Source organism: Bergeyella anatis, assembly GCF_036016955.1.
Lineage (GTDB): Bacteria > Bacteroidota > Bacteroidia > Flavobacteriales > Weeksellaceae > JAYWXI01.
This window is the reverse complement of sequence record NZ_JAYWXI010000001.1, coordinates 135,774-149,407: the sequence shown is the minus strand read 5'-3', so window position 1 is coordinate 149,407 and position 13,634 is coordinate 135,774. Positions and strand designations below refer to the sequence as shown.

The following is a 13,634-nucleotide window of genomic DNA, read 5'->3' as shown; positions in this document are numbered from 1 at the left end:
TCTTCAGAACCGATTATAAAAATAAAGGCTTCCCAAAAGGAAGCCTTTATCATTTCGTTCACCCAAAAAATTAAGGCGCTAAGCGAACCATTTTCCAATCGTAATCCTTCTGCAAAGAATAAAGCAAACGATCATGCAAGCGATTCGGACGCCCTTGCCAAAATTCTATCTCGTAAGGCCGCGCCAAATACCCGCCCCACTCCGAAGGACGCTCAACTACCTTGTCCTTATAAGCCTCCTCCAAAGCCCTTAACCGATCCTCCAAAAACAAACGATTCGGAATCACCTCACTCTGAGGCGAAACAAGCGCCCCCAACTGACTCCCCTTCGGCCTTGACGCAAAATACCCGTCGCTGAGGTTTTCAGCCAAACGCTCCAATTCCGCCTTGATAATAATCTGCCGCTCCAACACCGGCCAAAAGAAATGCAAACAGGCCCTCGCATTCCCTACCAACGCCCGACCTTTACGACTTTGATAATTGGTATAAAAAATAAAACCCTCCCAAGTGTAAGCCTTCAACAAAACCATCCTCGTCCTCGGACATCCGTCCGCCTCCACCGTAGAAATCGCCATCGCATTGGCTTCTGCCACCGCATCACTCTGCTCCGCATCTAAAAACCAATCCCGAAACTGCTCCATCGGATTCGCCTTAACCTCATCCTCCAATAAACTAAACTTCTCGTAAACTCGCCTTTTATCGTACAGGTTTTCCATATTTTTTTTATTTTTGAGTATGAATAACTCCTACAAAGGTAAACTATTAATTTCCATGCCTGATGTTTCGGGGGATATTTTTTCCCGGGCGGTCGTCCTGATTATCGACCACAACGAAGAAGGCGCATTCGGGCTCGTTCTCAACAAAAAAAACGGACACATCAGCCAAAACCTACGAGAACTCCTAGGGTTCAACATCGAAATCTACGAAGGCGGCCCCGTGGAAAACGACAAAGTCTTCTTCATCGTCAAAGGCCAACCCTTAAACAAATTCGCCCTGAAAATCAATGACGACTTCTATCTTACCGAAGACACCGAAACCATTATCGGAGAAGCCATCGAAAACCGCCTCGATCCCAGCCACATCAAAATTTTCTCCGGCTACAGCGGCTGGGCCGCCAAGCAACTGGAAAACGAAATCCGAAACCACTACTGGACCGTTGTCGATACCCATCAATTGGACTACACCTCTCCCTACCACCAAGACCTATGGAAAAACATCATGCAAAACCTCGGCGGCCAATTTCTACTATGGGCCAATATGCCTCAGGACGTTTCCATGAACTAAACCAAGATATAATAAAGTAAAGTAAAACAAAACAACCCCTTCAACAAAAGAAGCCCGGATTCACAAGAAGTGAATTCCAGGCTTTATCATAAGACCCCAACGTTCTCCTAAGAGTTTTCCAAAATATATTGGAACATCAAAGGAGCACAAATGGTAGCATCACTCTCCACAATAAATTTAGGCGTGGTAATATCCAATTTGCCCCAAGTGATTTTTTCGTTCGGCACCGCGCCCGAATAAGAGCCATAAGACGTCGTGGAATCCGAAATCTGACAGAAATAAGACCAAAAAGGAATATCCGTCATCTCCAAATCCTGATACAACATCGGAACCACACAAATCGGGAAGTCGCCCGCTATCCCTCCACCAATCTGGAAGAAACCAACCCCTTTACCTCCTGAATTCTTAGGATACCAATCCGCCAAAAAGGTCATGTACTCAATCCCCGACTTCATGGTAGAAGGCTTCAAATCCCCCTTAATGCAGTAGCTGGCAAAAATATTCCCCATCGTGGAGTCCTCCCAACCCGGCACCACAATCGGAAGATTCTTCTCCGCAGCCGCCAACATCCAAGAGTTCTCTTTCGGAATTTCATAATACTGCTCCAACACCCCCGAAAGCAAAAGCTTATACATATACTCGTGAGGGAAATACCTCTCCCCCTTCTCGTCCGCCTCTTTCCAAATGGCATAAATATGCTTCTGCAAACGACGAAAAGCCTCCTCTTCAGGAATACAGGTATCCGTTACACGATTCAACCCCCTTTCCAAAAGATCCCACTCCTGCTGAGGCGTAAGATCACGGTAATGCGGCACCCTTTCGTAATGCGTATGCGCCACCAGATTCATAAGATCCTCCTCCAAATTAGCTCCCGTACAGGAAATAATCTGAACCTTATCCTGACGAATCATCTCCGCCAATATCTTCCCAAGCTCCGCCGTAGACATAGCCCCGGCAAGCGTAATCATCATCTTCCCTCCATCCTTCAAGTGAGCCACGTAACCCTTGGAAGCATCCACCAATGCCGCTGCATTGAAGTGCAAATAGTATTTCTCGATAAATTCGGTAATCGGTTTGTTCATTGTCGTAAAATTTAGGCAAAGATAACCATTTCTTTTCTTTGTCCGAAACCCTACTTCCAACTGCTCCCCCAACCTCCAAAACTAAAAACGAAAACGCCGCCTTTCCTTCCTTTCTGCATGTTGCTTTTTATCCTGAATACGCCTTTCCTTCTGAGCCTTGGTCGGTTTGGTCTTCAATCTGGCTTTAGGCCGCACCAATGCCATCCTCACCAAGCCGTCAATCTTTTCCACCGCCTTCTTTTTATTCTGCAACTGAAAACGGCTCTCCGACACACTCACCTGAAGCACCCCCTGAGCGTTGATTCGATTCTTCAGCCGCTCCTTAATCCATCGTTTTTCATCCTCGTCAAAAAGCAGACTCCCATCCACATCCCATAACACCGTAACCGAGGTTTCCACCTTGTTTACATTCTGACCTCCAGCCCCACTGCTCCGCGACGTCTTATAAGAAAGCTCTCCCGCAATTGATTTCATTTCTTCGCTTTTTCCATTCTCTACAAAAACAAAGCCACCAATCGTCTAAAGCAAATCCAAAACCGCCCTGCGATCCACTTTACCGTTCGGCGTCCGAGGAAACACCGGAAGAAAAACAACCCGCTTCGGCCGATGAAACGATTTTCCAAAAGCAATCCCTTCAATAACTTTGCAAAGCTCAGCATTCCGCTCGCCTTCCACCACGAGCACCAACCTCTGCCCCAAAATCTCATCTCTCTCCCCGACAAACAAAACTTCATTGGAAACATAACGCCTGACCACAGCCTCCAAAACTTCGGGGGAAATTTTCGCCCCACCCGAATTAATCACGTGATCCACCCGCCCCAAAAAACGAAAACGCCCAGCCTCTTCCATTTTCACCAAATCGTTCGTATGAAGCCTCCCCTCAGCCAAAGCCGGCGCATCAACCACCAAACATCCCCGGTCATCCAAATCAACAGCCACCCCTTCCAAAACCGAAAAGCATCCATCATCTTTGGGATAAATCGCCTTTAATGCAATATGCGATAAAGTTTCCGTCATCCCGTAAGTTTCAAAAACCCTTACTTCCGCTGCCAATTCGTTTAAGCGAGCCCTAAGTCTCGCCTTCAGACTTTCCGAGACCGCCGCACCGCCAATAATCAAATTTTTCACCCAATGGATTTTATCCAGACTATGCTCCACCTGCAAAGGCGTAAGCGCACAAAAATCCACATGCCGGTCCAACTTCGCCAAAGGCGTTAACGAAGATTCGCCTACCCAAAGTTTCAAACGCCGCTCCGCCGCTCTCACCACCATCATCTTTCCCGAAATGTATTGCACCGGCAACGCAAGAAGTGCCGTATCCCCCGGTTTCAAACCCAAAAAATCCACCGTCATCCGAGCCGAAGACCTCATCCGTTCCTTTTCCACCAAAAAGCGTTTAGGTTCTCCCGTGGATCCCGAAGTCTGCACCGCCACCGCCACATCGGGCGAAAACCAATCCTTCAGAAAAAAAAGTACCGACTCCTCAAACAAAGACGACGAACGTAACGCCTTAATATCAAATTGGTTAAAATCAACCTCCATACCTAACTCTGATTTGAAAGTCTAAAAATAGTAAAAAAGATTAAAAAAAAATTTGGAGTTTTAAAAAAAAGACGTAAATTTGCACCACTTAAAACAACAGACCCATGGTGTAATTGGCAACACACCTGATTTTGGTTCAGTTATTCGGGGTTCGAGTCCCTGTGGGTCTACTTAAAAAAATCTCAACAAGCTAAAATTCAGCAAGTTGAGATTTTTTTGTTTTTAAATTTCACCAACAGATTTCCGCCCCCAAAAAACACATTTCAGTCCTCAATATTTCAAGAGATTTCCCGCTAACAATTGAGTGCTTTTTGCTAAAAACACTGGCTCCAATTAACAAAATATTTATACTCTCTTCAAGAATTCCCTAGCCACATCATCCTCCAAATCCAAATCCCCTCCCATCATCCGAAAGATCGCTCATAATATAAGCACAAAATGAACAGCCCTCGGAAAACCGTTTTTATATTTTGCTTCACCTCCGTTTAAAAGTAAAATTCCTTATTTTTGGGCAAAAACAATCCTATTACCAATGGCCGAACAATTCAACCCCAGAGACATCACCTGGTTAGCCTTCAACGAACGCGTCATGCAGGAAGCCATGGACAAAACCGTCCCTCTGCTGCTACGGATAAGATTCTTAGGTATTTTTTCCAACAATCTTGACGAATTTTTCCGGGTTCGCGTCGCGGGCCTCAAGCGCGCCATGGATTTCAAAGACCGCTTCATTACGGATTCCTTCTTTCAGCCTCCCTCCAAAATACTCAAACGAATCAACGAAATCGTCATCAAACAGCAAGAAGATTTCAACCAAACATGGAAAGGCCTCTTAAAAGAAATGGAGGAGCAAAATGTTTTTATCAAAACCCACAAAAACCTCAACAAACAACAAGAAGCCTTCGTCCGCCAATATTTCGATGAAGAGGTCGAAAGCAACGTCATCCCCATCCTCCTGCACGAAAATACACCGATGCCCTATTTAAGGGAAAAAAGCCTTTACATCGGTATTGCCATGCGCAATAAACAATGGCAGTACCGCAGCCATTACGCCATCATCGAAGTCCCCAGCCGCGTCATGGGCCGCTTCGTATTGCTCCCTTCGGAAAACGGAGAAAAAAACGTCATGCTACTGGAAGACGTCATCATTGCAAACCTCCCGCATATTTTTTCCTATTTCGAATACGATGATTTTCAGGCTCACTGCTTCAAAGTAACCAAAGATGCCGAATTCGACTTGGACAACGACATCCGAACCACTCTGGCGGAAAAAATCCAAAAAGCCGTAAAAACCCGACGAAAAGGAAAACCCACCCGGTTCGTGTTCGATCGCGATATCGACAAAGCCCTGCTCGAATTACTAATCAAAAAACTAAATCTAACCGCAAGAGACAGCATTATTCCGGGACAAAAGATCCATAACTTCAAACACTTCATGGACTTCCCCGACGTGTTTAAAGCCATTAAAAAACCCATCGAAAGAACATCTTTCACCCATCAGGACTTCACCCATGGCCAGCGCGTCACCGATGTCGTACTAAAGAAAGACGTCCTGCTAACCTTCCCTTACCACACCTATACCCCGGTCATCGACCTTTTAAGGGAGGCCGCCATGGATCCCGACGTAAAAACCATCCAACTCACCGTCTACCGACTGGCTTCCAACTCCAAAATCGCCAACGCACTCATCAACGCCGCAAGAAACGGAAAAAACGTCACCGTAATGGTGGAACTCCGTGCCCGATTCGACGAAGAAAACAATCTGAAATGGAAAGAACGCCTTGAATTGGAAGGCATCAACGTCTTGGTGGGCATCCCCAATAAAAAAGTCCACGCCAAACTTTGCGTCATAAAAAAAAGAGTCCAAAACAAAACACTCCAATACGGCTTCGTAAGTACCGGAAACTTCAACGAAAAGACCGCCAAAATCTATGGTGACAACCTGCTGATGACCAGTAACAGAACCCTCATGGCCGACATCAATAAAGTATTCAATGCCTTCCGAAAACCAAAAGTCAATCCCGAAGAAACCTTGAAAAACGTAAAAAACCTCTTGGTATGCCCCAAATACATGAGAGAAAAAATAGCCTGGCACATCGACCGTGAAATCGCCGAAGCCAAAGCCGGCCGAAAAGCAAAAATGATTATCAAAGTCAATGCCTTAAGCGACCGCCACATGATCAGTAAACTCTACGAAGCCGCCGAAGCCGGGGTGGACATCCGCCTAATCGTCAGAGGCATTTACTGCGCCGTGAACCAAAAACATTTCAAAAAAACCATCCACGCCATCAGCATCGTCGACGAGTACCTGGAACACAGCCGCATCATGTATTTTTACAACAAAGGCGCACAAGACGTGTACCTCTCTTCCGCCGATTGGATGACCCGAAACCTGGATCACCGCATAGAAGCCGCCGTAAAAATAACCGACAAAAACCTAAAACAGGAACTCAAAGACCTTCTCGACATCCAACTTAGCGACAACGTGAAAGCTCGCATTTTGGACGCCAAAATGAAAAACAAATACGTGCAACAAGAAGGCGAAGAAAAACGATCTCAAATCGAAATCTACCGCTATCTTCACGCCAAAACCCAAAACACTTCAAAATAAAAAGCGTGCATTAAGCCAAATATATGCTCCCTAACCTTTAACTTTGTCAAAAAAAAATGAAAATAGCAGCCATCGACATCGGCAGCAACGCCGCAAGGCTCCTGATTAACGAAGTCATCGAAAAGCCCAAAGGAGATCCCGAATTCGTCAAGCTCAACCTTCTGCGCATTCCGCTGCGTTTGGGCATGGATGTTTTTAGCTATGGCGAAATCCGCATGGAGCGGCAAGAAATGGTCATCAACGCCATGAGAATTTTTGCCGATTTGATGAGCATCTATAAAGTAGAGCATTACAGAGCCTGCGCCACCAGTGCCATGCGGGACGCAAAAAACGGAGACGAGATACGCCAAATCGTAAAAGAAACCTCCGGCATCGACATCGAAATCATTTCCGGCGACGAGGAAGCCGGACTGATCTACGAAAACCACATTGCCGAAACCCTCGACGACAAATTCAGCTACCTTTACATTGATGTCGGCGGCGGATCCACCGAGCTCATGCATTTCGAAAACGACAAACTAAAATACAAACGTTCTTTCAATATCGGAACCATCCGTCTTCTCAATGGCTTGGTTAGCGAAGCCCATTGGAAAGAAATGAAACAAGAAATCAAAACCAATATCGCCGACAAAAACCCCATCATCGGCATTGGTTCGGGAGGCAACATCAACAAAGTATTTTCCCTAAGCAAAACCAAAGACGGTAAACCTCTTTCCCTAAATATCGTACGAAACTACCTGAAAGAATTTTCTGCGCTTTCCGTACCGGAACGAATGTCCAAATACAACCTGAGGGAAGACCGTGCCGACGTAGTGGTTCCCGCTTTGGAAATTTTCAACAAAGTGATGAGCTGGAGTGGCATCCAGAAAATATACGTTCCTAAAATCTCCGTAGCCGACGGACTAATCCACAGCATTTACACCAACCTGAAAGCCGCGAAAAGGAAACGCTAACCCCCGACAAAAGGTCGCAATCCCGCCGTCCTTTCGGCTAAAAAATAAAAAAAACACTAAATTTGCACCATGAATGAAAGCAACAGACAAAGAAAAGTAGCCCAAATTATACAGGAAGATTTTGCCGAATTATTTCGCAAACAAGCCTCGGAGAGTTCCCAAAGTTTTCTGATTACCGTCTCGGATGTTCGGGTAACGGCGGATTTGAGTATCGCTCGGATTTACCTGAGCATATTCCCTCAAGACTACCGAACTCCGATTATGAAAGAAATCGAAGCCAATAAATCCCAATACCGGAATTTCATCGGTCAAAAAATGGCTAACCAAGTCCGTATCATCCCCGATCTCTACTTCTATTTGGACACCTCACTGGACGATGTAGAGAAACTGGAAAAAGAACTGAAAGGATTAGGAGATAATCCCATTTTGTAAACCTCCAACGTGGCAAATACGGCTTTATACATCGCAAAACGCTATCTGATTGCCAAGAAGGGCAATACGGCAGTAACGTTCATCACGTGGCTGGCCGCTTTTGCCATGATGACTGCCGTAGCCGCTATGTTTATTATCGTTTCGGTATTCACGGGGCTGGAAGACCTCAACCGAGACATGATTGCTAACCTTCATGCCGACCTTTCCATTTCGGGAAAAACCGAAAAAAAACTAAAAAGCCCCGAAAAAGTCGCCCGCATTCTTGCCTCCCAACCCGAAACGGAACATTTTTCCAAAATTATTGAGGAAAAAGTCTATCTCTCTTACGGAGGAAACGGCGAAATCGCCTACCTTCGGGCGGTAGACTCGGCGTACACCCAAGTAAACCCCATTGACAAAAGCGTCTTTTTCGGTCACTACCCCAGCTTTGATTACTCCAACGAAATCATATTGGAAAACGGCTTAGACAATCGCCTTTCCATTCCCGTAGGCGAAAACCCTGACGCAGCCGTTGTTTACATGCCCAAACCCGGCACCGGATTAATCCACAGCGAAGCCGACATCTTTACCAAACGGGAAGTCTTTGCCAGCGGAGTTTTTTCGGGAAACGACCAACTGAACAACTACATCATCGCTCCATTGGAACTAGGGCAAGAACTCCTGAATCTCCCTAAAAATTCGGCTTACAAAATCGTGGTCAAACTAAAAAATCCCGACCAAGCCGACACCGTTAAAAAAACACTCGCCGAACAGCTCGGAAACGATTACATCATTAAAACAAAAAAAGAGGAAAATGCCGCTTTTTGGAAAATGATCAACACCGAAAAACTGATGATTTATCTCATTTTCGCATTGGTTATTTTCATCACTACGTTCAATTTGGCCGGCGCCATCATCATTCTGCAACTGGACAAAAAAGAGCAGGCCAAGGCTCTAATTTCATTAGGTCTTCCCACCAAACAATTACGCAACATCTACTTCTACACCGGTGTTTTAATTGTAGGCTTTGGGATTATTACCGGGCTTTTCATCGGAACATTAATGTGCTATTTCCAAATCATGACCGGTTTTTTCAAAGCCGGTATCGACCTCCCTTTTCCGGTTCGAATCATTTGGAAAAACTACGCCATGGTCTGTGGTGTGGCTTCACTATTCGGAATAACGGTCTCGTGGATTTTTTCAAAAATTAATAAAAATCATCTTTTGAAAAAATAATTTTCGTCCTCGGTTTTTTAAAAGTAATTTTACGGTCTGAAAAAGCTATATCATTACTATGAAAAAATTATTCCATCTTTTTATTGTTCTTGCTTCTTCCCTTCTGCTGGCACAAGCTCCCACAGACTATTACAGCGGAACCGAAAATCTAACAGGCTACTCGCTAAAGTCCAAACTAAGCGACATCATCTCAAATGGACATCAGGATCAAGGTTATGACAACCTTTATAGTGGATACACAGCCACAGACTCCGACTATTTTTACGAAAACGACGGCAGCGTACTGGATATGTACTCTGAAAACCCTAACGGAACCGATCCCTACAACTACAGCCATAACAACAAAACCTGCGGAAATTATAAAGCCGAAAGCGACTGTTACAACCGGGAACACATCATTCCCCAAAGCCTTTTTGGCAGCCGAACCCCTATGAGAAACGACATTCATTTTGTTGTTCCCTCTGACGGCTACGTCAATGGAAAAAGAAGCAACTTTCCCTTCGGTGAAGTCAACGCGGCCAGTTATGTTTCTAAAAACGGATCCAAATTAGGCTACAACACTTCTCCAGGCTTCCAAGGAACTGTTTTTGAACCCATCGACGAATTTAAAGGCGACATTGCCCGAATGATTTTCTATTTCGTAACCCGCTACGAAAACCTTCTCCCTTCTTTTAACCAAGGGGATATTTTCAACGGAACAAGAGAGCAAGGCCTCCAAAAATGGCAATTGGACCTGCTTTTGAAATGGCACCTAAAAGACCCCGTTTCACCGAGAGAAATCGCAAGAAACAACGCCGCCTACAACTATCAAGGCAACCGAAATCCCTATATCGACAACCCTTCTTGGGTCAGTGCAATCTGGGGAGAATCAGCCGACCAAACACCACCATCGGTTCCTTCCAACGTGAGCATCAGCAATATTACCGCCAATAGTGCAACCGTGCAGTGGACTGCCTCCACGGATGATGTTGCAGTAGCCGGTTACCGTGTCTACATCGACGGACAACTTCACACCTCCTCATCCACAACCACCGCAACCCTTAACGGACTTCAGGCCAACACCACCTATACTGTAACGGTGGATGCCTATGATGCGATGGGGAACGCTTCTGCTCAGTCGCAAAGCATCTCGTTTACAACCAATACTCTGGTTGCTCCCATCCCTTCCATCCCTTGTGCAACGGAAGATTTCGAGGCCATTCCTGCGTCAAACAGCAACTATAGCACCCGAACTTGGAGCAACAACGGCATCTTGTGGACAGCCACCGATGCCCGAACCGACCAATCCCTCAACGGGAGAGCCATCCTAATCCGAAATGGTAAATTGGAAGCCTCCGCCACAGCAAACGGCATTGGCTCTCTGAAAATCACCACCAAAAGAGTCTTTTCGGGCGGCAGTGGTACTTTCACCCTAAAAGTTAACGGAAACAGCGTAGGAACCATCCCTTACGGAGACAACGAAACCACCACTACGATCGAAAACATTAACATTTCTGGCAACGTTATCATTTCCATCGAAAACAATAGCTCCTCAAGCAACCGGGTACTTTTCGACAACCTTTCTTGGACGTGCTACCAAGACCTAAGCACCGAGGCATTCGATTCTCCAAAAGCCATCCGCATCAAAGAAAATCCGATTCGGAACGGAGAAATCCACCTTCAAGGAAACGACCTCAACCGCATTACCAAAGCCGACATCTACACTTCGTCGGGGCAATTGGTAAAAAGCATTCCCCATCCTTTCAGCAACGGAAACACCATCACCGTTTATCAGCTTCCCAAAGGAATCTACCTGCTGTATCTGGATGGACAAACCCTAAAATTTTTAGTAAAATAAATTTCCTCTCAAATAAAAATGACCAAAGCAAAACTTTGGTCATTTTTTGTACCTTTGATTTATGGAAACCACTCATCTTTTCGGACTCGTTGGTAGGAACATTGCCTATTCTTTTTCCAAGAAGTATTTTTCGCACAAATTCAAAAAACTGCTTCTAAAAACCCACGCTTACGAGGTTTTTGACCTCCCATCCATCGAACAACTCCCTCTATTGTTAGCGAAGGAAAATCTAAAGGGATTTAACGTCACAATCCCCTACAAAGAACAAATTCTCCCCTATTTAAACGAACTAAGCGAGGAAGCCCAAACCATCGGTGCCGTTAATACCGTCTCTGTAAAAAACGGACACCTGAAAGGATACAACACCGATGCCGAAGGTTTTGAAAAAACACTCCTTCTCCATAAAAAAAAGCACCACCAGTCCGCCTTAATTTTAGGCGACGGCGGAGCCGCCAAAGCCGTAAAATACATTCTGAATAAACACAACATTCCTTACCTTACCGTTTCCAGAAGAGGCGAACCTACCTTCGATTCGCTATCAACACAAGACGTTGCCCAAAACCTTTTAATCATCCAGTGCACCCCCGTGGGTACGTTTCCACACGTGGAAGACTGCTTAGTCTTTCCTTTTGAGGGACTCGGAGAGAACCATCTGGTCATCGACCTAATCTACAACCCCGAATACACGGCCTTCCTAAAAAAAGCAGCCGAAAAGGGAGCCAAAACCGTCAACGGTTATTACATGCTGGAGCAACAAGCCGAAAAAGCATGGGAAATTTGGAATTATTAAGGGAAAATTCCCTATATTTATTGCGAAATTAGTATGTCTGTCGCAAAGGTCTTTAACGACCCGCAGCGAAAACCTTAAAATAAGTTGTTATGATTACGGAATCCAATCTTTCTGAACAAGAAAAACCAACGGCTTTACCTTCCGAACAAGAAACTCCTACAGCTCCCGTAGAAACGTCAAACCAGCTAATGGATGACGACTCCAACGAAGAAGAACACGATGACGCTTCGGAACAGCTTACCCTCGAACAGCTGTTGGACGAAATGGAAAAACGCTTAAATCAGAACAACGCCGGAGAATACCACCGGGAATTCAACCGCTTGAAACAATTAGCGGCCTCTAAAATTGGGGAAGAAACCGAAGATCGAAAGCACGACTTCATCGAAGAAGGAGGAAATGCAGAGGATTTCCGTTGGGAACACCCGTTTGCAGCAAGGCTCTCGGGGCTGGCTTCGATTTTCAAGGAGAAATACGACCTCTTCCAAAAAGCCCAAGAAGAACAACATCGGGCCAACGCCGAAGAACGCCGTCAAATCATCGAGAAACTGAAAAACCTTTACTCCAATACCGAAGCCGGAACCAATCTCTTCAAGTCCATCCGAACCATCAAGGAAGAGTGGGCTCAGGCCGGTCAAGTGGCAAAAACCGACTTCAAACTACTCAACAACGATTATTACCATCATCTCAACCAATTCTATGCGATGCTGGAGCTCAACAAAGACTACCTGCATCAGGAATACGAACATAATTTGGAGAAAAGAAAGCAAATCATCCAACACGCTAAAACCCTGCTGGAAGAGCCCATCCAAAAAGCATTAAACGAATTGCAATACCTGCACAAACTCTGGAAAGAAGAAGCCGAACCCGTAGCCGAAGAATTCAGGGAAAACACTTGGGAAGAGTTCAAAGCCATTTCCAACCAAATTCACGAAAGGAAAGCCGAACTATCCGCTGCAATCGAAAAAGAACAAAACGAAAATCTCGAGGCTAAAAACGCCATCATAAACGAAATAAAAAAACTCACGCAGGCCACCAAAGAGCACAATCATAACTTTTGGCAGAAAGCCATCCGCCAGGTGGAGGAGTTGCGCAACAACTTTTTGAAAACCGGCCGCGTACCGAGAAAACTCTCCAACCAGAACTGGCAAGACTTTAAACAAACCCTACGGCAGTTCAACTCCACCAAGAACGATTTCTACAAAAACTTGAAAGGAAGCCAAATCGAAAATTTGGAAGCCAAGCAAAAGCTCATCCAAATCGCCAAAGACAACATGGCCTCCGAGGATTGGGAAACCATGGTGCCTTTGTTCAAAAAACTGCAAGAAGATTGGAAAAACATCGGGCACGTTCCGCGAAGCCAAGCCAATAAAGTATGGGAAGAGTTCCGCGAAGCCTGCAATACGTTCTTCGACAACTACCGCAGTAAAAATGCAGAATCGGGAGACAACTGGAAAGAAAATTACGCCAAGAAAAAAGCCCTTCTCGATCAACTGAAAGAAATCGGCACCGAAGAAGGAAGCATTGAAAAAATTGAAGAAATAAAAACCGAGTGGAACGCCATAGGAAAAGTCCCAAGAAACAAAATCGCCATTAATTCCGAGTTCAATAAAACCCTTAGAGAAAAACTCAAATTGAATAAAATCAGTGAGTTCGACCTTAAGGACGAAAACCTTTCGGAAACCCAACTGGCCGATAAAGCTCGAAAATTAAAAAACCAAATTTCGGACTTGGAAAACGAAGTCTCCACTTTGGAAAACAATTTGAATTTCTTCAATATCCCCAGCCGAGAAAACCCGCTGCTTCAGGAGACTTTCAAAAAAATCGACGAAAAAAGAGCACAGTTAGAAACCCTGAGAATCAGCCTTCACCAGCTCATTTCAGGACACTAAACA

At 45.1% G+C, this 13,634-nt stretch carries 12 protein-coding genes and 1 tRNA gene; 9 read left to right on the top strand and 4 right to left on the bottom strand.

The genetic code is table 11. From position 1 onward, the window contains the following. Positions 1 to 70: 70 nt before the first annotated feature. Positions 71 to 715: a pyridoxamine 5'-phosphate oxidase gene (pdxH, locus tag VQ048_RS00725; RefSeq protein WP_327609771.1), complete on the bottom strand. Its 645-nt coding sequence runs from the start codon at positions 713 to 715 to the stop codon at positions 71 to 73. Between the two features lie 19 nt (positions 716 to 734). Between pdxH and VQ048_RS00720 the strand changes: the two genes are divergently transcribed. Continuing rightward, positions 735 to 1,283, top strand: coding sequence for a YqgE/AlgH family protein (locus tag VQ048_RS00720; protein ID WP_327609770.1), 549 nt, complete (start codon positions 735 to 737; stop codon positions 1,281 to 1,283). A 107-nt stretch (positions 1,284 to 1,390) separates the two neighbouring features. Here the strand turns inward: VQ048_RS00720 and VQ048_RS00715 are convergent, their stop codons facing one another. The 3 genes from VQ048_RS00715 to VQ048_RS00705 all read right to left on the bottom strand — a co-directional run bounded on the left by VQ048_RS00715 (position 1,391) and on the right by VQ048_RS00705 (position 3,907). Continuing rightward, positions 1,391 to 2,365 (bottom strand): deoxyhypusine synthase family protein, encoded by a 975-nt coding sequence (locus VQ048_RS00715; protein WP_327609769.1) that lies wholly within the window; start codon positions 2,363 to 2,365, stop codon positions 1,391 to 1,393. 81 nt (positions 2,366 to 2,446) lie between these two features. Then, positions 2,447 to 2,839: an alternative ribosome rescue aminoacyl-tRNA hydrolase ArfB gene (arfB, locus tag VQ048_RS00710; protein WP_327609768.1), complete on the bottom strand. Its 393-nt coding sequence runs from the start codon at positions 2,837 to 2,839 to the stop codon at positions 2,447 to 2,449. A 45-nt stretch (positions 2,840 to 2,884) separates the two neighbouring features. Continuing rightward, positions 2,885 to 3,907, bottom strand: coding sequence for an AMP-binding protein (locus tag VQ048_RS00705; protein ID WP_327609767.1), 1,023 nt, complete (start codon positions 3,905 to 3,907; stop codon positions 2,885 to 2,887). 98 nt (positions 3,908 to 4,005) lie between these two features. Here VQ048_RS00705 and VQ048_RS00700 point away from each other — a divergent pair. The 8 genes from VQ048_RS00700 (at position 4,006) to VQ048_RS00665 (ending at position 13,631) form a co-directional block, all read left to right on the top strand. Next, a tRNA-Gln gene (locus tag VQ048_RS00700) sits at positions 4,006 to 4,077 on the top strand. 362 nt (positions 4,078 to 4,439) lie between these two features. Further along, the gene (gene ppk1 / locus VQ048_RS00695; protein WP_327609766.1) at positions 4,440 to 6,515 is read left to right on the top strand and encodes a polyphosphate kinase 1; all 2,076 of its coding nucleotides are present in this window, start codon (positions 4,440 to 4,442) and stop codon (positions 6,513 to 6,515) included. A 56-nt stretch (positions 6,516 to 6,571) separates the two neighbouring features. After that, positions 6,572 to 7,468: a Ppx/GppA phosphatase family protein gene (locus VQ048_RS00690; RefSeq protein WP_327609765.1), complete on the top strand. Its 897-nt coding sequence runs from the start codon at positions 6,572 to 6,574 to the stop codon at positions 7,466 to 7,468. A 69-nt stretch (positions 7,469 to 7,537) separates the two neighbouring features. Next, on the top strand, positions 7,538 to 7,900 hold the full coding sequence (gene rbfA / locus VQ048_RS00685) for a 30S ribosome-binding factor RbfA (protein WP_327609764.1): 363 nt from the start codon (positions 7,538 to 7,540) through the stop codon (positions 7,898 to 7,900). Positions 7,901 to 7,909: 9 nt separating this feature from the next. Further along, a complete protein-coding gene (locus VQ048_RS00680) occupies positions 7,910 to 9,115 on the top strand; it encodes an ABC transporter permease (protein ID WP_327609763.1) in 1,206 nt (401 codons plus the stop codon). Between the two features lie 58 nt (positions 9,116 to 9,173). Further along, positions 9,174 to 10,952 carry an endonuclease gene (locus tag VQ048_RS00675; RefSeq protein ID WP_327609762.1) on the top strand — a complete coding sequence of 593 codons (1,779 nt, stop codon included), beginning with the start codon at positions 9,174 to 9,176 and terminating at the stop codon, positions 10,950 to 10,952. A 61-nt stretch (positions 10,953 to 11,013) separates the two neighbouring features. Beyond that, on the top strand, positions 11,014 to 11,742 hold the full coding sequence (locus VQ048_RS00670; protein ID WP_327609761.1) for a shikimate dehydrogenase family protein: 729 nt from the start codon (positions 11,014 to 11,016) through the stop codon (positions 11,740 to 11,742). An 89-nt stretch (positions 11,743 to 11,831) separates the two neighbouring features. After that, the gene (locus VQ048_RS00665; RefSeq protein ID WP_327609760.1) at positions 11,832 to 13,631 is read left to right on the top strand and encodes a DUF349 domain-containing protein; all 1,800 of its coding nucleotides are present in this window, start codon (positions 11,832 to 11,834) and stop codon (positions 13,629 to 13,631) included. The last annotated feature ends 3 nt before the right edge of the window (positions 13,632 to 13,634 follow it).

What these genes read in the sequence shown, in the direction of transcription:
- VQ048_RS00720 (WP_327609770.1), top strand. Translation starts at nt 735, where the DNA reads ATGAATAACTCCTACAAAGGTAAACTATTAATTTCCATGCCTGATGTT.
- rbfA (WP_327609764.1), top strand. Translation starts at nt 7,538, where the DNA reads ATGAATGAAAGCAACAGACAAAGAAAAGTAGCCCAAATTATACAGGAA.
- VQ048_RS00690 (WP_327609765.1), top strand. Translation starts at nt 6,572, where the DNA reads ATGAAAATAGCAGCCATCGACATCGGCAGCAACGCCGCAAGGCTCCTG.
- VQ048_RS00670 (WP_327609761.1), top strand. Translation starts at nt 11,014, where the DNA reads ATGGAAACCACTCATCTTTTCGGACTCGTTGGTAGGAACATTGCCTAT.
- VQ048_RS00665 (WP_327609760.1), top strand. Translation starts at nt 11,832, where the DNA reads ATGATTACGGAATCCAATCTTTCTGAACAAGAAAAACCAACGGCTTTA.
- ppk1 (WP_327609766.1), top strand. Translation starts at nt 4,440, where the DNA reads ATGGCCGAACAATTCAACCCCAGAGACATCACCTGGTTAGCCTTCAAC.
- VQ048_RS00715 (WP_327609769.1), bottom strand. Translation starts at nt 2,365, where the DNA reads ATGAACAAACCGATTACCGAATTTATCGAGAAATACTATTTGCACTTC.
- VQ048_RS00675 (WP_327609762.1), top strand. Translation starts at nt 9,174, where the DNA reads ATGAAAAAATTATTCCATCTTTTTATTGTTCTTGCTTCTTCCCTTCTG.
- VQ048_RS00705 (WP_327609767.1), bottom strand. Translation starts at nt 3,907, where the DNA reads ATGGAGGTTGATTTTAACCAATTTGATATTAAGGCGTTACGTTCGTCG.
- arfB (WP_327609768.1), bottom strand. Translation starts at nt 2,839, where the DNA reads ATGAAATCAATTGCGGGAGAGCTTTCTTATAAGACGTCGCGGAGCAGT.
- pdxH (WP_327609771.1), bottom strand. Translation starts at nt 715, where the DNA reads ATGGAAAACCTGTACGATAAAAGGCGAGTTTACGAGAAGTTTAGTTTA.